At 59.3% G+C, this 17,886-nt stretch carries 19 protein-coding genes and 1 pseudogene; 1 reads left to right on the top strand and 19 read right to left on the bottom strand.

Annotated features, from left to right (window positions below; genetic code table 11):
• Positions 1 to 66: 66 nt before the first annotated feature.
• Positions 67 to 336 carry a phosphopantetheine-binding protein gene (locus AC4HNJ_RS08535; RefSeq protein WP_490479123.1) on the bottom strand — a complete coding sequence of 90 codons (270 nt, stop codon included), beginning with the start codon at positions 334 to 336 and terminating at the stop codon, positions 67 to 69.
• A gap of 87 nt (positions 337 to 423) precedes the next feature.
• On the opposite strand from AC4HNJ_RS08535, the gene AC4HNJ_RS08530 reads away from it, so the two are divergent.
• Entirely contained in the window at positions 424 to 1,416 is a 993-nt protein-coding gene (locus tag AC4HNJ_RS08530; protein ID WP_490479122.1) for a chorismate transformation FkbO/Hyg5 family protein, read from the top strand.
• Positions 1,417 to 1,459: 43 nt separating this feature from the next.
• Here AC4HNJ_RS08530 and glmU read toward each other — a convergent pair whose 3' ends face one another.
• From glmU to tal, 18 genes and pseudogenes are all read right to left on the bottom strand, one after another.
• A complete protein-coding gene (gene glmU / locus AC4HNJ_RS08525; protein WP_490479121.1) occupies positions 1,460 to 2,827 on the bottom strand; it encodes a bifunctional UDP-N-acetylglucosamine diphosphorylase/glucosamine-1-phosphate N-acetyltransferase GlmU in 1,368 nt (455 codons plus the stop codon).
• 137 nt (positions 2,828 to 2,964) lie between these two features.
• Entirely contained in the window at positions 2,965 to 3,387 is a 423-nt protein-coding gene (locus AC4HNJ_RS08520) for a F0F1 ATP synthase subunit epsilon (protein ID WP_490479120.1), read from the bottom strand.
• Positions 3,388 to 3,485: 98 nt separating this feature from the next.
• Positions 3,486 to 4,919, bottom strand: a complete 1,434-nt coding sequence (gene atpD / locus AC4HNJ_RS08515) for a F0F1 ATP synthase subunit beta (protein ID WP_490479119.1) — start codon at positions 4,917 to 4,919, stop codon at positions 3,486 to 3,488.
• 32 nt (positions 4,920 to 4,951) lie between these two features.
• Complete coding sequence (locus AC4HNJ_RS08510; RefSeq protein WP_490479118.1) at positions 4,952 to 5,155, bottom strand: hypothetical protein; 204 nt, start codon at positions 5,153 to 5,155, stop codon at positions 4,952 to 4,954.
• A gap of 8 nt (positions 5,156 to 5,163) precedes the next feature.
• Positions 5,164 to 6,096 (bottom strand): F0F1 ATP synthase subunit gamma, encoded by a 933-nt coding sequence (gene atpG / locus AC4HNJ_RS08505; protein ID WP_490479117.1) that lies wholly within the window; start codon positions 6,094 to 6,096, stop codon positions 5,164 to 5,166.
• Between the two features lie 86 nt (positions 6,097 to 6,182).
• On the bottom strand, positions 6,183 to 7,733 hold the full coding sequence (atpA, locus tag AC4HNJ_RS08500) for a F0F1 ATP synthase subunit alpha (RefSeq protein ID WP_490479116.1): 1,551 nt from the start codon (positions 7,731 to 7,733) through the stop codon (positions 6,183 to 6,185).
• A 105-nt stretch (positions 7,734 to 7,838) separates the two neighbouring features.
• A complete protein-coding gene (locus AC4HNJ_RS08495; protein ID WP_490479115.1) occupies positions 7,839 to 8,375 on the bottom strand; it encodes a F0F1 ATP synthase subunit delta in 537 nt (178 codons plus the stop codon).
• 2 nt (positions 8,376 to 8,377) lie between these two features.
• Positions 8,378 to 8,848 carry a F0F1 ATP synthase subunit B gene (locus tag AC4HNJ_RS08490; RefSeq protein WP_490479114.1) on the bottom strand — a complete coding sequence of 157 codons (471 nt, stop codon included), beginning with the start codon at positions 8,846 to 8,848 and terminating at the stop codon, positions 8,378 to 8,380.
• An 89-nt stretch (positions 8,849 to 8,937) separates the two neighbouring features.
• Positions 8,938 to 9,237 (bottom strand): F0F1 ATP synthase subunit C, encoded by a 300-nt coding sequence (gene atpE / locus AC4HNJ_RS08485; RefSeq protein WP_490479113.1) that lies wholly within the window; start codon positions 9,235 to 9,237, stop codon positions 8,938 to 8,940.
• A 48-nt stretch (positions 9,238 to 9,285) separates the two neighbouring features.
• Complete coding sequence (gene atpB / locus AC4HNJ_RS08480) at positions 9,286 to 10,092, bottom strand: F0F1 ATP synthase subunit A (protein ID WP_490479112.1); 807 nt, start codon at positions 10,090 to 10,092, stop codon at positions 9,286 to 9,288.
• Positions 10,093 to 10,095: 3 nt separating this feature from the next.
• Positions 10,096 to 10,461, bottom strand: a complete 366-nt coding sequence (locus tag AC4HNJ_RS08475; RefSeq protein WP_490479111.1) for a hypothetical protein — start codon at positions 10,459 to 10,461, stop codon at positions 10,096 to 10,098.
• A gap of 207 nt (positions 10,462 to 10,668) precedes the next feature.
• Entirely contained in the window at positions 10,669 to 11,061 is a 393-nt protein-coding gene (locus AC4HNJ_RS08470) for a phasin family protein (protein WP_490479110.1), read from the bottom strand.
• Between the two features lie 154 nt (positions 11,062 to 11,215).
• A complete protein-coding gene (gene queD, locus AC4HNJ_RS08465; RefSeq protein ID WP_490479109.1) occupies positions 11,216 to 11,578 on the bottom strand; it encodes a 6-carboxytetrahydropterin synthase QueD in 363 nt (120 codons plus the stop codon).
• Between the two features lie 138 nt (positions 11,579 to 11,716).
• Positions 11,717 to 13,156: a glucose-6-phosphate dehydrogenase gene (gene zwf, locus AC4HNJ_RS08460; protein WP_490479108.1), complete on the bottom strand. Its 1,440-nt coding sequence runs from the start codon at positions 13,154 to 13,156 to the stop codon at positions 11,717 to 11,719.
• Between the two features lie 3 nt (positions 13,157 to 13,159).
• On the bottom strand, positions 13,160 to 14,185 hold the full coding sequence (gene gnd, locus AC4HNJ_RS08455) for a phosphogluconate dehydrogenase (NAD(+)-dependent, decarboxylating) (RefSeq protein WP_490479203.1): 1,026 nt from the start codon (positions 14,183 to 14,185) through the stop codon (positions 13,160 to 13,162).
• A 26-nt stretch (positions 14,186 to 14,211) separates the two neighbouring features.
• Positions 14,212 to 14,853, bottom strand: coding sequence for an ROK family protein (locus AC4HNJ_RS08450; protein WP_490479202.1), 642 nt, complete (start codon positions 14,851 to 14,853; stop codon positions 14,212 to 14,214).
• A gap of 57 nt (positions 14,854 to 14,910) precedes the next feature.
• Positions 14,911 to 16,527 (bottom strand): annotated as a pseudogene (gene pgi / locus AC4HNJ_RS08445) (glucose-6-phosphate isomerase); the annotation flags it as partial.
• Complete coding sequence (gene tal / locus AC4HNJ_RS08440) at positions 16,524 to 17,597, bottom strand: transaldolase (protein ID WP_490479107.1); 1,074 nt, start codon at positions 17,595 to 17,597, stop codon at positions 16,524 to 16,526. The gene tal and the pseudogene pgi, both read right to left, overlap by 4 nt.
• Between the last annotated feature and the right edge of the window lie 289 nt (positions 17,598 to 17,886).

Raw genomic sequence — 17,886 nt, 5'->3', positions numbered from 1 at the left:
GGAATCAGCCCGATGATGCGGGTTTGACCTGTCAGGGCGCTTAATGGAAGCGCCGCCCAAGCGACTTCAAATCGTTCGCTCGCGTTGAATATGTTCGGAAAGTGCCCGCAAGCTGCTGAAGATGTGCTGGTTGTCCGGATGATCCGAGCGCAATTGCAAACCATAGCGTTTGGAAACAGCCAGGGCGATTTCCAGCGCGTCGATCGAATCCAGCCCCAGGTCTCCACCGAACAACGGCGCTTGAGGGTCGATCTGCGCAGGTTCGATGGTCTCAAGGTTGAGGGCTTCCACGATCAGGATAGCCAGTTCGTGTTCGGCGGCGGTCTGCGAGGGCATGCGTGTTTCGGAACTCCAAAGGCGCTGCCAGGCGGGCTGGATGGCCGGCCAGTGTAACATAGGGGGTCGATCGTTCTGGTTGTCACCATGACTCAGGCAAGCGAAAACCTGCAGGCCAATCCCGGTCCGCTTCGCACTCCCCGCATTACGTACCGGATGGTCGCACCCAAGGCAGTTTTGGCCGAATCGGGCACTTTGGCAGCATTCGGTTTTGGCGCCGGTGCGCCGGATAGCGAAGACCCGCGCTGGTTCCGCTTGGCCCTGGAAGGTTTTGACGCGCCGGTACCGCTGGAAGTGTGGCAGGTGGATGCCCACGTCGTTCACGGTTGGCAGGACACCGTGCGGTGGTCGGCTGGCGGTGGCTGGCTGTATGCCGCCATTGAAGTTGACGAGGCACAAGCCGGAGGCATCGCCACCGCCGCGTGTCACGCTTATGCCGAGCTGCGACGATTCATGCGCAGCCGCAGTGAAAGCAGTGTGCTACGGGTCTGGAATTACATTGGCGACATCAACCAGGGGGATGGTGATACCGAACGTTACAAGCACTTTTGCGATGGACGCGCCGCCGGTCTGGAAGATTTTTTTGCCGAGGGTTTCCCCGCAGCGACCGCCATCGGTCACCACGGCCGCCAACACCTGTTGCAGGTGTATCTGCTCGCCTGCGTCGAGCAAGGCGTCGCCGTAGAAAATCCACGCCAGGTCAGCGCGTGGCGCTATCCCCGCCAGTACGGTAGAACCTCGCCGGGCTTTGCGCGGGGTATGTTGATGCCTGCACGGGATACGCTGGCGATCTCCGGCACCGCCGCGGTCGTGGGCCATGCTTCGGCGCATGAAGGCGATCTTGACGCACAGCTCAACGAAACGCTGACCAATCTTGAGGCCTTGCTCGCCAAGGCAGACATGCCGGCCGGTTTCGATACGCACTCTCCTTTGAAAGCCTATGTGCGTCATCCCACCGATGCACCTCGCGTGCGCGAGATTTTGCAGCAGCGTTTGCCTGGCGTACCGGTGCTGTTGATGCACGGCGATGTGTGCCGTCGCGAGCTGCTGGTGGAGATCGACGGCTGGCGTTTCGCCTGAACGGTGGTGCTTTCCAAGCGAGGATTGTTGAGCCTGGATGCAACTATTTCTTTTTGGGTCGCTTCCAGCTCGCAAGAGTAGTTTGCCGGCCACGGGCAACGGTCAGTTCACCGGCCGGTGCATCTTTCGTGATCACGGAGCCTGCGCCGATGGTTGCTTCGGAACCCACGGTGACAGGTGCGACCAATGCACTGTTCGATCCGATAAAGGCACCATCCTCGATCGTCGTGATGAACTTGTTCACACCATCGTAATTGCAGGTGATGGTGCCCGCACCGACATTGACGTGACGCCCAATTACCGTGTCGCCAAGATAAGTCAGATGATTGGCCTTGCTGCCCTCGCCGATGCGCGTCTTTTTGGTTTCGACGAAATTGCCGACGTGCACGCCGGACGCAAGCTCTGTACCCGGGCGCAAGCGTGCGAAGGGCCCGATGAGACATGGACCATGGGTAACCACACCTTCCAGATCACAATGTGCATGGATCACAGTGCCTGCCGCCAGTTGCACGTCCTTGAGCCGTGAATAAGGCCCAATGCGTACGTCATCGCCAAGCAGTACATCACCCTCAAGAATGACGTCGATGTCGATATCCACATCACGCCCCGCCCGGACCGTGCCACGCACATCCACGCGCCGGGGATCGGCAACGCGCACGCCTTCTTGCGCCAGCGCGCGCACGGCACGCTGGCGATAAGCATCCTCCAGCTCGGTGAGCTGCCATGGCGTGTTGGCGCCCGCAGCCTCCATTGCATCTTCACATTCAACGCATAGCGCCGCACGGCTTTCGGCGGCCGCCATTTGAAAGACATCGGTCAGGTAATACTCGCCTTGTGCGTTATTGCGGTCGAGTTTTGCGGTCCATCGCTTGAGTGATTCCACTTCGGCAGACAGGATGCCGGTGTTGATCAAGTTGATGGCGCGCTGCGTGTCGTCCGCATCCTTTTCTTCTACGACTGCGCGGACATATCCGTTGCCATCCCGCAGCACGCGACCGTAACCGTGCGGATTCGCTACACGGGTTGCGAGCATGGACAGACTGCTTTCCGTCTGCACCAGACGTTGCAGCGTTTCGGTGCGGGTCAGCGGCACATCACCGTAGAGCACCAGTACGCGCGCATGGTCAGGGACATTTTTCAGCGCCTGTCCTACCGCATGCCCCGTGCCGAGCTGTTCGGCCTGCAAGGTCCATCGCAAGCCTGGCTGGTTGTCGAAGGCTGCCAACACCTGGTCACCCAGGAAGCCATAGACGACATGGATCGCCTCCGGTTGCAAGGTACGCGCCGTGGCCAACACATGCGCCAAGAGCGGCCTCCCTGCCAGGGGCATCAGCACTTTGGCCCGCTTGGACTTCATGCGCTTGCCTTCACCGGCGGCGAGAACGATGACGTGCAGGGGGGGCTGGCTCATAGGGACATAGGTCTGATCGATAGGGCATAAGCATACCTGCTTGCCGGAAGATGCCCAGGGCAACCATCTGGCGACGGTATGCAGGAATAAAAACGCCGGCATGAAGCCGGCGTCATGTCACCATGCGATGACGGCGCTTAATGCTTGAGGTTTTTGCGCAGCCGCTCCAATGCCTGCAACTGAGCAAGCGCCTGAGCAAGCTTGGCCTGCGCTTCGGCCACTTCAACCGCATCTTTGCGATTAGCCAGGGCCTCTTCGGCTTCCTGCTTGGCACGCTTGGCCGCCGCTTCGTCGAGATCAGCGGCGCGTGCGGCCGTATCCGCCAGCACGGTCACTACCTGTGGTTGCACCTCAAGGATGCCACCTGACACATAGAACTGTTGGCGTTCGCCACCTTCCAGCACCACATCGATGTGGCCAGGCTTGAGGCGTGTGATCAGCGGTGCGTGACGGGGAGTAATACCCAGCTCGCCCAGCTCGCCAGTGGCGACCACCATCACCGCATCGCCGTGAAAGATCTCGGCTTCAGCGCTGACGATGTCGCAACGAATGGTGCTCATAGCTCTCTCGCTTCGTCCGTTCAATCGGGACGGAAAAATTCATCGGCTTCCGCGAAACCTGCTTACTTGCGCAAGACAGGTTTTGAGGCGTGCTCGGATCAGGCAGCCTTCTTGGCGCCCATCTCCTCGGCTTTCTTGATGGCTTCGTCAATGGTGCCGACCATGTAGAAAGCCTGCTCGGGAACATGGTCCACTTCGCCGTCCACGATCATCTTGAAGCCGCGGATGGTTTCTTTCAGCGTCACGTACTTGCCGGGTGCACCGGTGAACACTTCAGCCACGTGGAACGGTTGTGAGAAGAAGCGCTCGCATTTACGCGCGCGGTACACCACTTGCTTATCTTCCTCGGACAACTCATCCATGCCGAGAATCGCGATGATGTCCTTCAGTTCCTTATAGCGCTGCAGCATGCCCTGCACGCGACGGGCCACGTCGTAGTGCTCCTGGCCGACGACCTGCGGGTCGAGCTGGCGGCTGGTCGAATCCAGCGGATCCACCGCCGGATAGATGCCGAGCGAGGCGATCTGGCGGCTCAGCGTCACGGTCGAATCCAAGTGCGCGAAAGTGGTAGCCGGCGACGGGTCGGTCAAGTCGTCTGCGGGCACATACACGGCCTGGATCGAGGTAATCGAACCGGTCTTGGTGGACGTAATGCGCTCCTGCAGCACGCCCATTTCCTCGGCCAGCGTCGGCTGGTAGCCCACCGCAGACGGCATACGGCCGAGCAGCGCGGATACCTCGGTACCGGCCAGGGTGTAGCGGTAGATGTTGTCGACGAAGAACAATACGTCACGACCCTTGCCGTGTTCGTCCTTTTCGTCGCGGAAGTATTCGGCCATGGTCAGGCCGGTCAATGCCACGCGCAGACGGTTGCCCGGCGGCTCGTTCATCTGGCCATACACCATCGCCACTTTCGATTCCGGCAGGTTGTCGAGCTTGACGACGCCGGCATCCTGCATCTCGTGATAGAAATCGTTGCCTTCGCGGGTACGCTCGCCCACACCGGCGAACACCGACAGGCCGGAGTGCTGGGTCGCGATGTTATTGATCAGCTCCAGCATGTTCACGGTCTTGCCCACGCCCGCGCCACCGAAGAGGCCGACCTTGCCGCCCTTGGCGAACGGGCACACCAGATCGATCACCTTGATGCCGGTTTCCAGCAGCTCGTTAGCCAGTGCCTGATCGTCGTAGGACGGAGCTTCACGGTGGATGACCCAGTGGTCGTTTGCTTCGATCGGGCCGACTTCGTCGATTGGATTGCCAAGCACATCCATGATGCGGCCGAGCGTGGCCTTGCCGACCGGCACCTTGATGCCTTCGCCGGTGTTGCGCGCGACGAGGCCGCGCTTCAAACCATCGGTGGAACCGAGGGCGATCGTACGCACGACGCCATCGCCCAACACCTGCTGGACTTCCAACGTAATGTCGGTGCCGTCGATCTTCAGTGCGTCATACACCTGCGGCACCTGATCGCGAGCGAACTCGACGTCGATAACCGCGCCGATGATCTGTACAACTTTGCCCTGGCTCATGGATATGCTCCGGATGGATCTTTAAAGATTCGTCATGGCGCCGCTAATGCGTCGCACTTATTTAATTTAAGAGTGCTGCCATGGATGGCAGCTTTTTGATTTTTGCAATCACGGACGATCGCACTAACAAACCTGCTGCCACGGATGGCAGCTTTTTGACTTTCGCGATCACGGATGATCGCACTAACAAACCTGCTGCCATGGGTGGCAGGTTTTTGATCTTCGCGATCATGCATGACCGCACTCATACCGCCGCCGCGCCACCTACGATTTCAGAAATTTCCTGCGTAATCGCAGCCTGGCGCGCTTTGTTGTAGCTGAGCGTCAGTTCGCCGATCACCTTGGTTGCGTTGTCCGACGCCGACTTCATCGCCACCATGCGCGCCGCATGTTCACTGGCGAGATTCTCAAGCACTGCCTGGTATACCGTCGATTCGATATAGCGACCAAGCACATGCTCCAGCACCGCCTGCGCATCCGGTTCGTAGATGTAATCCCAATCGTGCGCTTGTTCGAGCTTGAGGCCCGCCACCGCATAGTCCGGCGCGCCGGCTGCTTTTTCGCCCGTGCCTGCCTCCACCTCGGCCGCGACCAGAGGCAGTGGCAGCAACGCATCGATCGTCGGCTTTTGCGTCATCGTGTTGACGAAGTCGTTGTAGGCAAGGAACACGCGATCAAGCTTGCCTTCCGTGTAGGCGTCCAGCACCACCTTGATGACACCGATCAGCTGCTCCACCTTCGGGCGCTCACCCAGATGAGTAGTACTGCCGGTCAGGTTGATGCCATGGATACGGCGAAAGAATTGCACCGCCTTCTGGCCAATGGCTACGACATCGACCTGTACGCCTTTGTCCTGCCATTCGCGAATCGCGGGCAGCAGGCGGCGGAAGAGGTTGGAATTGAGGCCACCGCACAAACCGCGATCCGTGGTCACCACCACATAGCCCACGCGAGCAACATCCTGGCGTTCGACCAAGAAAGGATGGTTGAACTCAGTGCTGGCCTGGGCCACATGCGCGATCACCTTGCGCATGGTGCGCGCATAAGGACGCGAGGCCTTCATCAGATCCTGCGCCTTGCGGATCTTGGAAGCCGAGACCATTTCGAGCGCACGCGTCACCTTACGCATGTTCTGCGTGCTCTTGATCTTGGATTTGATTTCGCGTCCGCCTGCCATGGGATCTCGCTCGTTGCACGTGTTTGCGGGAGGAAGAAGCTGACAAAGAGCGCATGGGCGCCTGGCCGCTTCCCTCCCCTGTTTTCTTACCAGCTACCCGTCTTCTTGAACTCATCCAGGCCACCCTTGAAGCTGGCCTCGATGTCATTGTTCCAATCGCCGGTAGCCACGATCTTCTTCATCAGCTCGCCGTAGTTCTGATGGAAGAAGGCATGCATTGCCTTTTCGAACGGCAGCACTTTGTTCACCGGCAGATCGTCGAGATAGCCCTTTTCTGCGGCGTACACCGACAGAGCCAGTTCGGCGATGGACAGCGGTGCGTACTGCTTCTGCTTCATCAGCTCGGTGACGCGCTGACCACGATCGAGCTGTGCGCGGGTAGCCGGATCGAGATCCGAGGCAAACTGCGCGAACGCCGCCAGCTCGCGATATTGCGCGAGAGCCAGCTTCACGCCACCGGACAACTTCTTCACGATCTTGGTCTGCGCAGAACCACCCACACGCGACACCGAGATACCGGCGTTCACGGCCGGACGGATACCGGCATTGAACAGATCGGTTTCCAGGAAGATCTGGCCATCGGTAATCGAAATCACATTGGTCGGCACGAATGCGGATACGTCGCCGGCCTGCGTTTCAATGATCGGCAAGGCGGTAAGCGAACCGGTCTTGCCCTTCACTTCACCGTGGGTGAATTTCTCGACGTATTCTTCGGAAACGCGCGCGGCGCGCTCCAGCAGACGCGAGTGCAAATAGAACACATCACCCGGATAAGCTTCACGACCCGGCGGACGCTTCAACAGCAGCGAGATCTGGCGGTAAGCCACGGCCTGCTTGGACAAATCGTCGTAAATGATCAGCGCATCTTCACCACGATCGCGGAAGTACTCGCCCATGGAGCAGCCCGAATACGGTGCGATGTACTGCAGCGCCGCCGATTCGGAAGCGGAGGCGACTACGACGATGGTATTGGCCAGCGCGCCGTTCTCTTCCAGCTTGCGCACCACGTTGGCGATCGACGAGCGCTTCTGGCCGATGGCGACGTAGATACACTTGATGCCGGAATCGCGCTGATTGATGATCGCGTCGATGGCCAGCGCAGTCTTGCCCGTCTGACGGTCGCCAATGATCAGCTCACGCTGACCACGGCCGATCGGAATCATCGAGTCGACCGACTTGTAGCCCGTCTGCACCGGCTGGTCGACCGACTTACGCCACACCACGCCCGGCGCCACCTTCTCGATGGGCGAACTCAGTTTGGCGTTGAGCGGGCCCTTGCCGTCAATCGGGTTGCCCAGCGCATCGACGACGCGCCCCAGCAGCTCCGGACCCACCGGCACTTCCAGAATGCGGCCAGTCGTCTTGGCAACGTCGCCCTCGCGCAGATGCTGGTATTCACCCAGCACCACGGCGCCGACAGAGTCGCGCTCGAGGTTCAATGCCAGCGCAAAGGCATTGCCCGGCAATTCGATCATTTCGCCCTGCATCACATCGGCCAGGCCGTGGATGCGCACGATACCGTCGGACACGCTAATGATCGTGCCCTCATTGCGGGCTTCCGCGCCGAGCTTGAACTCCTCGATGCGGTTCTTGATCAGTTCGCTGATCTCGGACGGGTTCAGGGTGGTGCTGGACATGGTCGTTATCCTGAAATTTAAAAACGAGACGCTTTTCTTAAGAGTCCGGCCATCGACGGCCACTTTCTGCTCTTCGCGAAAAGGACTTCGCGTAAAACTAATCGGTTAGTGCGTGAGCACATTGGCCAAGCGCTGCAGACGACCGCGAGCGGAACCATCGATCACCTCGCTACCGGTATCGATGACCACGCCACCCAGCAACGAAGGGTCGACTTGGGTTTCCAGTTCGATCTCGCGCTTGAAGCGGCGCTTGAGCGATGCTTTCAATTGCCCGGCCTGCGCATCATCGAGCGGCATCGCGCTGGTGACCTTCACCAACAGCTGCGACTCGGATTCACGTTTATAGGCCTCATACAAAGCACCTACTTCCGGTAGCAACGGCAGGCGGTGCTGTTCGGCCAATTCCATCAGGAATTTGCCGAATGCCGTGTCTGCGGCCATGCCATCAGGCAAATGAAGTGCCACCAGTTGCTGAGGCTGCACGCGCGGATCCGTGCTGAGTGCGGCCACACGAGGGTCTTTGGCCACTTCAGCGGCGAAAGCCAGCGCCTGCGACCACGCAGCCAGAACGCCGCTCGCTCGCGCCAGCTCGAAAGCAGCGCGGGCGTAAGGACGAGCAAGAGTGATGGACTGGGCTGCCACGTTCAGATCTCGGCCGCAAGTTGGTCAAGCAGCGCCTTGTGCGCTGCCGGGTCAATCTCACGCTGCACGATCTTGGAGGCGCCTTGCACGGCCAATGCTCCCACCTGTTCACGCAGCTCTTCGCGCGCGCGCTGAGCCATGGAAGCAATCTCGTCCTGGGCGACCGCCTTCTGCCGGTTGATTTCGGCTACCGCGTCGGCACGTGCCTTATCCAGGATTTGATTGGCCTGCTGTTGGGCACGGTCAATGATCTCAGTGGCCTGCTGACGCGCCTGCTTGATCTCCGCCGCCGCCTTGTTATCGGCTTCCTTCAGCTCGGCATGCGCACGCTCGGCGGCATTGAGGCCCTCGGCGATTTTCAGTTGGCGTTCTTCGATGGCCTTGTTGATATGTGGCCAAATGAACTGGGCGCAGATCCAGATCAAGATTGCGAACGAAATCATTTCGCCAATCAGGGTCGCGTTGAATTCCATCGCTGCATTACCTGTGCATGCGGATTAAACAGGGTGCGGACGCTTAACACGCCCGCACCGGATTGAATCGAACCGATACCGGCGCGAACTTAGTGACCGGCAGCAGCCTTCGCGGCGTTCTGGACGATGGTCACCAGCGGGTTGCCGACGGCGAAGTACATGGCCAGTGCCACGCCGATCAGGAACGCCGCGTCGATCAGGCCGGCCAGCAGGAACATACGACCCTGCAGCAGCGGCACCAGTTCCGGCTGGCGAGCAGCGGCTTCGAGGAACTTCGAGCCCATGATGCCGATGCCGATACAGGCACCCAGCGCACCCAGGCCAATGATCAGGCCGATGGCGATGGCGGTGAGGCTCTGGACTTGAGCAAGATGAGCGATGAGTTCCACGTTGATCTCCTAGAGAATTGAAAAGCAGTTGTACTGTTAAGAGTGAAATTAGTGGTGATCGTGTGCCATCGAGATGTACACGACGGTCAGCACCATGAAGATGAAAGCCTGGATCGAGATGATCAGGATATGGAAGATGCCCCACACGGTGTAACCGATCAGGCCCAATCCATAAAGCATCCAGCCACCGGCGCTAAACAGGCCTGCGATGAGGATGAATACCAGCTCGCCGGCATACATGTTGCCGAACAGTCGCATCGCCAAGCTCACCGGCTTGGAGAGCAACTCCACCAGGTTCAACAGGAAGTTGGGGATCCACAGCAAGGGATGCTTGCCGAACGGCGCGGTGAACAGTTCGTGCATGAAACCGCCAAAGCCTTTGGCCTTGAAGCTATAGAAGATCATCAACACCAGCACGGTAATGGACATCGCGAAGGTCATGTTGAGATCCGCCGTCGGCACGGCGCGGAAATGACCCAGGCCAAACTTCTCCGTGATCAGCGGAAGCAGATCCACCGGCAGAAGGTCCATGGCGTTCATCAGGAACACCCAGACGAACACGGTCAACGCCAGCGGCCCCAGAAAGCGGCGGTCGCCATGGAAAACGTCTTTGACCTGACCGTCGACGAACTCCAGCACGAGCTCGACGAAAGCCTGCCCTTTGCTCGGCACGCCCGACGTGGCCTTGCGGGCCTTGAGCCAGAACCACAAGCAGAACAGGATGCCAAGCACCAGCGACACGGTGACGGAATCGATGTGCACCGCCCAGAACCCGTCCGGACTGACGTGCGGCGGCTTCAAGAAGGTCAGGTGGTGCTGGATGTATTCGGTAAAACCGCCCGGCTCGCTCGCCATTTCTCAACCTTTGAATCTGAATGCCAGCAGATTAACCGCGTACGCAGCCACCAGCCCCGTGATGGCGGCCAGCGGCGGCAACTTGTATTGAAACATGATCGCGATCATCCCCCCGATGATCACCATCCATTTCAGGACCATACCCGTCAGCAGGCGCCACAGCGCCATACCGACCCCGGTCACCTGCCCGAAAACTCTCACCGACAGCAACGCCGTACCGGCCGCCGCGATCAGTGCCCCAGCCATCGCCGCAATCGCCTCGCGACGCCCCCGCGTCGCAAAAACGAGGCCCACAATGACCGCCGCGAATAGCTGCCATAACAGCAATCGCAGGGCAAGTCGTCGACCGGAGGCAAGACTGTTGAGCACGTGAGGTTCCCGCGGTTTCGCACCAGGCATATACACGCCACGGGTCACGATCCAATCTAAAAAAGTATATCAGTGTGACTTTTGGCCCAGCAAGCCGGGCGCAATGCGACACCCCGCCTCATAGGAAAGGCGGCCAGAAAAAGGCCGGACACAGGGTCCGGCCTAAGGGCATATCGCAAGGGGAGTCGCGATACGCGAAGCGGGTAATTACTTGACGGCCGCGGCCTTCTTAATAGCGGCAACCGGGGCAGACACGGCTTCGTTGGCAGCTTTCTGCTGTTCCTGCACGAGCGTATTCAAGGATTCGGCCGTCTTCTGGGCCACGGCGATCACTTCCTTGGTTACCGTCACGGCCTGCTCGGCCTGTTCACGGCTGATGGAAGCGCCTTTTTCCCAGAGACCACGCAGGGCCTCGACGTCACGCACTTCGACGGCCTGGGCAATGAAATCCGCCGTAGCCTGAGCCTGCTTTTCCAGCGCGGCGAGCTGCAGCTCAGCAACCTGTTCCAGGCTCTTGATGGTCAAGGCATGCGCCTTGAACGCGTTGTCAGACAGCTGCTTGGCGTAGGCAAAAATCTGGGAGTTCAGTTGCTGGGTCATGGCTTTGTCCCTCGACGGGGAAATGGGAGAGTGGAACAAAGCCTAGCAGGTGATTTTGTGCAGTGCAATATCTTTTTTGTTAAAAAAGCATGCTGTCACTAAATGTTCAACAAACACGGCACTTTAGTGACAAAACGAATAATTTTGCGCCGCGTCAAAAACTATCTCTAGTGCAGCTTGCGCCTGACGTGCACGTCTCATGCACCACCACCTTATCCAGCCCCGGCAACGCCGGCTGCAAACGCCGCCAGATCCAACGCGCCAGCGTTTCACTAGTGGGATTCTCCAGCCCTTCGATCTCGTTGAGGTAATGGTGATCAAGCTGCTCATAGAGCGGCGCAAAAGCTGCCTTCACGTCAGCAAAATCCATCACCCAGCCCAGCGCGGGGTCGGGTTCGCCCTGCACATGGATTTCGATGCGAAACGAATGGCCGTGCAGCCGGGCACACTTGTGCCCCGGTGGTACGTTCGGCAGCCGATGTGCGGCTTCGATCTGGAAAATTTTGAAGATATGCATACCGTTATTCTAACTGGCCCGCTGGTTACGCCGACTTTCGCGAAGCCCTAGCCCCCGTCTGATAGAGGCCTAAAACCCAGGCCCGTGCTTTGCCTCTGTCAGAAATGGAGCGCGTCTCCAACAAAGGCTGAAGGCTCATCACGCCTCGCCGTTATGCGCGATGGAACGCCAGGCATGCCCTGGATCCAGCAGCCGTTTCTGAGTTACCGGCCCTTCGGAACCGGCGGCATAAAAATCCGGCGTACCGCTCTGCCAGGCTTCCAATACCGGTGTAAGCAAACGCCACGCCCATTCCACTTCATCAAAACGCAGGAAATGCGTGCGATCGCCACCGATGGCATCCGTCAGCAGCTGCTCATAAGCGGAAAATTCCTGGTGATCCGGGCTGGCATAAGGCGCCGTCAGCACCACCGGGCGACCGGCCAGATCAAGTCCAGGGCGCTTGGCCGTGACGAGCAGATCCATTTGTTCTGTCGGCCGGATCCGGAAGATCATCCAGTTGTTGCCCGCATGTACGGCTTTGGGCAAGGCTCCGGGGACTTCCCGAAACTGCACCGCAATCTCCGAATAATTACTGGCCAGCCGCTTGCCGCTGCGCAAATAAAACGGCACACCACGCCAGCGCCAGCTGTCCACTTCAAAACGCAACGCGGCAAACGTTTCCGTGCATGAGGTGCGAGGAATGCCCGGCTCGCTGCGATAGCCAATGAGTTTCTTGCGGCCCAGTTGGCCGGCGCGATACTGGCCTCGCACCGCATGTGCATCCACGGTTGCCGCCGTGATCGGTATCACCGATCGCAGCACTTCGACCTTATGGTTGCGCAGCACTTCCGGATCCCACTCCGCCAGCGGCGCCATGGCGGTAAGGCTGAACAGCTGCATGAGATGGTTCTGCAGCATGTCGCGCAAGGCACCGGCTTTGTCGTAATACGCTGCACGCTTTTCGACACCCAGGGTTTCGGCGTAAGTGATCTGCACCTGGGCGATGTGCTGCGCGTTCCAGATCGGCTCGATGAAACGATTGGCGAAACGAAACACCATCAGATTCTGTGTCGTTTCCTTACCAAGGAAATGATCGATGCGAAGAATCTGTTCCTCTTCCCAGTGCGCATGCATTTCCTCGCGCAAGGATTGCGCCGACGCCAAATCCGTCCCGAACGGTTTCTCTACGACCAGACGACGCCAACCGTTGCGCGGACTCTTGGCAAATCCCGCCTGACCCAACGCGGTTGCCGCCACGCCGAAGAGCGGCGGCGGCAAGGCGAGATAGAACAGCGTGGCAGGCGTGATCTTGTCCTTCAACGCGAACAGCTGATCTGCCTGCAACTCACCACCGACGTAATCGAGCTGGCGACGGAAGCGGTTCCACTGCGTCGGACTGTAATCCGTGGCGAATGCTTGCAGCGCTTTTTGGATGTGCCGCTCGAAATGCTCCCGACTCCACGGCTCTTTCGCATAACCCACGATGCGAAGGTCTCTCGTCAACCCAAGCACAAACAGGCGATAGAGCGCCGGCATCAACAGACGCTTGGTGAGATCACCGCTCGCACCAAGGATCACAAGCGTGTTAACGGGCATGGCTCAATCCTTGTGGCCGGGCTTGATTTCAGCGTGACCTCCAAATGCATGCCGCATCGCGGACATCACCTTATTGGCATAAAGATCGTTGCCCTGCGACGTAAAGCGACCGAACAAGGCAGCGGTAAGCACGGGCACCGGCACACCTTCATCAATTGCTGCCTGAGCCGTCCAGCGTCCCTCGCCGGAATCAGAAACGCGACCGGTGTACTCCTGCAGACTCGCATCGCGCGCCATTTCTTCGGCGGTGAGGTCAAGCAGCCAGGAGCCAATCACACTGCCGCGGCGCCAAAGCTCCACGACGTCGCCCATCGGAAAGTCGTACTGATACAACTCAGGCCGCTCCAATGGTGCCGTCTCCGCATCCGCATTGCGCTTCTGCTTGCCAGCGTTGGCACTCTTCAGCACGTTGAGACCCTCGGCATACGCAGCCATCAGGCCGTACTCGATACCGTTGTGCACCATTTTTACGAAATGGCCGGCGCCATTCGGACCGCAGTACAGATAGCCCTTCTCAGCTGGCGAAGGATCGCCGCTGCGATGGGCACTGCGCGGAGCTGCATCCAGACCTGGCGCGAGCGCAGCGAACGCAGGCTCCAGCCGCTTATACGCAAGCTCGGGGCCACCGATCATCTGGCAATAACCACGTTCGCGGCCCCACACACCGCCGCTGACGCCGACGTCGACATACATGATCTGATGTTTGGCCAGCGCTTCGGCACGGCGCAGATCTTCCACGTAATGCGAATTGCCGCCATCGATCACGGTATCGCCGGCGTGAAGCAAGGGCACCAGTTGATCCAACACCACATCCACGACCGCCGTAGGCAGCATCAGCCACACCGAACGCGGCCCATGGAGCTTAGCCACAAGATCCTGGATCGATTCGGCGGCGGTAGCGCCATGACCGATGGCCTCGCGGCGCGCTTCGACATGTGTATCGAACACCACACATTCAATCCCCGCCTCCAGCATGCGACGAACCATGTTCAATCCCATGCGCCCCAGCCCGATAAAACCGAGTTGCAGTGCTCCCTTAGGTGCTTCGTCCGCACTCATGCCTTGTTCTCCCATAAACGGAATCCGCCGGTGAACGCGTTGTGGTTATCACCACGCCGCACACTTGCCGGCAACTCGCTGAGGTGATGCACATTGCCGCCACCCAGCACGACGTAATCGGGCTGAAGTGCTGTTTGCAACTGATCAATCACGTCGAAGACGTGTGCATGCCATTTCTTCTTGCCCAGTCGCTTGAGGCCACGCGCTCCCACGTAGTCTTCAAATGTGCCCTTCTTATAAGGGAGATGCGCCAACTCCATCGGTTCCACGATGCCGTCGACGATAAACGCCGAGCCCAATCCCGTGCCAAGCCCGAGAAACAGCATGCGACCACCCTCGTAGCTGCCGAGTGCCTGCATCGCTGCATCGTTGACGACTTTCACCGGACAACCGAAGGCTTTGGCGAAATCGAACCCGACCCATCCTTTGCCAAGGTTGTAGGGTTCGCGTGCGATGCAGTCATGCACCACCGGCCCGGGGTAACCGATGCTCACCGCATCATATTTCCAGCTGCGCATGGCAGGACGCAGCTGCTTGATCATCTCTGCGGGTGTCAGTTTGCGGCTGGATTTGATTTCCGCCTCGCGCTGGTTTCCGCTAACCCTCGCTTTGACATGGCTACCGCCGATATCGATCACCAACACCTTATGCTGTGTCTCCGCTGTCGGCAGGGCCACCCCCTCTTCCGACTTGCGCCGCGCCTTGCGATACCAGGCAATCGTCGCATTGGTGGCACTATCGTGATGGAGTGCCTTGCGTGGCGATTCGATCTCATCCACCACACGCAACGCGAGCTGTTTGCCAAGCTCCACGCCCCACTGATCGAACGGATTGATGTCCCAGATCGCTGCCTGGGCGAAAACACTGTGCTCGTACAACGCGATCAAACTGCCGAGTGCGGTTGGCGTAAGACGCTCGGCCAACAACAGACTCGAAGGGCGATTGCCCTCGAACACGCGATGCGGTGCAAGTTGCTCGTCGATGCCTTCGCTCAGTACCTGTTGCAAGGTCTTGCCGAAGGCCAACGCTTCGGCCTGGGCAATCATATTGGCCAACAGCAGATCGTGATGCCGCCCGTACGGGTTCAGTGATTGACCGAAACCAATGAAATCGCAGGGGATCAGCCGCGTACCCTGATGAATCAGCTGATAAAACGAATGCTGCCCGTTCGTCCCCGGTTCGCCCCAATAGATCGGGCCGGTATTGTAGTCGACAGATGCGCCATCGATGGTGACGTGTTTGCCGTTCGACTCCATCGTGAGCTGCTGCAAATACGCAGGAAAGCGCTTCAGATACTGCTCATACGGCAGCACCGCTTGAGTTTCCGCACCGAAAAAATCGGTGTACCAGACGCCCAGCAGACCCATGATCACAGGCAGATTGCGTTCCAGCGGTGCCGTGCGGAAGTGCTCATCCATGGCGTGAAACCCGGCGAGCATATCGGCAAATGCATCGGGACCGATCGCGATCATGGTCGACAGGCCAATGGCCGAATCCATGGAATAACGGCCGCCCACCCAATCCCAGAAGCCGTACATCTGCTGGGTGGAAATGCCGAATTCTTCCACTGCCTTCTCATTGGTGGACAGCGCCACGAAGTGTTTGGCAACCGCGCTCTTGTCACCGCCCGCAGCCGCCATCAGCCAATCGCGCGCACTATGCGCGTTGGTCATGGTCTCCAGGGTCGTAAATGTCTTGGAGGCGACGATGAAGAGCGTTTCGTCCGCACGCAAATCGTGCACTGCCTCGGCGAAATCGGTGTAATCCACGTTGGAAACAAAACGTATCTGCAACTTGCGGTCGCTGAAGTGACGCAGCGCCTCGTAGGCCATCACCGGACCCAGGTCGGAACCGCCAATGCCGATATTGACGATATTGCGGATCGGCCTGCCGCTATACCCGAGCCAGCTTCCGTCGCGAATCGCGCTGGCAAAGGCGCCCATGCGTTTAAGTACAGCGTGTACTTCAGGCACCACGTTGACGCCATCGACCTTGATGACTTTGCGCGTGGGTGTGCGCAACGCCACGTGCAGGGCCGCGCGTTGTTCGGTGGTGTTGACCTTTTCGCCTGCAAACATCGCATCGCGTCGCGCTTCCAGCCCGCATTCGCGCGCCAGGGCGAACAGCTGCTCCAGCGTTTGATCGTTAATGCGATGCCTGGCGTAATCGAGGCGCCATCCAGCCGCATCGGCGCGATAACGGTCTGCCCTACCGGGATCGGCCGCGAACATATCGCGTAGATGTAGATTCGCCAGTTCTCGTTGATGGGCTTCCAGCGCGCGCCATGCTGCTTTCTCGCGCAACGCGCTCATGCAGTCGCCCCCAAACGCTCGCTGACGGTATCGATCAATTCACGCCAGGATTTCACAAACGCATCAGCACCCTCCTGCTGCAACACTTTCGCCAAGGGCTCCACTTCAATGCCTTCCGCTGCGAAGCGAGCCAGCGTGCTTGCCACACTGGAATCATCCAACGTCATCAACCGCTCGGCCTTGCCGTGGTCGGCGAACGCGAGCAGGGTCTTTTCCGGCATCGTGTTGACGGTCAACGGTGCAATCAGGTTCTCGATGTACATCACATCGCTGGCGCTGGGATCTTTGGTGCCGGTGCTAGCCCACAGCAAACGCTGCACGCGCGCGCCAGCGTTTTCCAGGCGCTGCAGGCGCGGAGAGTTCAGCAGGGCGCGGTACTTGGCATAGATCTGGGCGCACACGGCGAAACCGAGCTTGTTATGCAGTTCGACCGGCACCTTGCTGGCGACTTTGACATCCCAGCGGCTGATGAATACCGAAGCGACGGAAGCAATATCCAGGTCCAGGCCTGCTGCATGGCGACGCTCAAGGCCACGCAGCCACGCATCGGCGGCCGCCTGGTATTGCTCTGGAGAGAACAGCAAGGTGACATTGATCGGCACCCCGCGGAAAATCAATTCTTCGATGGCAGGAATACCCGCTGGCGTACCCGGCACCTTGATAAAAAGATTATGCACGGCGGCCTGCTTGTGCAGCGCTACCGCCTGCTCGATGGTCTGCTGCGTATCGTCAGCCAACAGCGGGGACACCTCCAGCGAGACCCAACCGTCCACGCCGTGCGTGCGTTGGTAAACCGGCTCGAAAATGGCCGCGGCGCGCCGCAAGTCATCGATAGCGAGCCCGAAGAATACCGTTTCCGGTTCCGCATGCCCGGCTGCGCGGATCGATGCATCGTAGTCTTTACCGCCTTTGATGGCCTGGGCGAAGATCGTCGGGTTGGAAGTCAGCCCTGTGACCGCCTTCTCCTCACGATAACCGAGCAAGGTGCCGTCGCCCAGCATGCCGCGAGTGATGTTGTCCAACCACAGACTCTGGCCGAGCCCATGTAGCGTGCGGGTCGGTTGTTCCATTGCAATACTCCTTCGTGAATGAGGCGAGTATTCGATCAAGGCCACACAGCCATCGGTCTACGCTCGCAGCTAACGCCAAACATCTCGCAAGCGCGTCTGCACGTGCCTGCATCGCCATCGCCGACATCCATCCGTTGGCCGTGCAGCCGTGAGTCCACGGGGCCGGAAACGCTTGTCCTGCTGTGCACGGCCGACCGATCAAGCGGCTGGCCGATCAGCATAGTCCTTTTGCTTCAGGACGCCACCCCGAAGGGTAGCAAGCCGGATGTAATGATCTGATGACCAAGGG

This window comes from Dyella sp. SYSU CM1112 (assembly GCF_058216415.1).
This window is presented reverse-complemented; position numbering and strand designations above follow the sequence as displayed.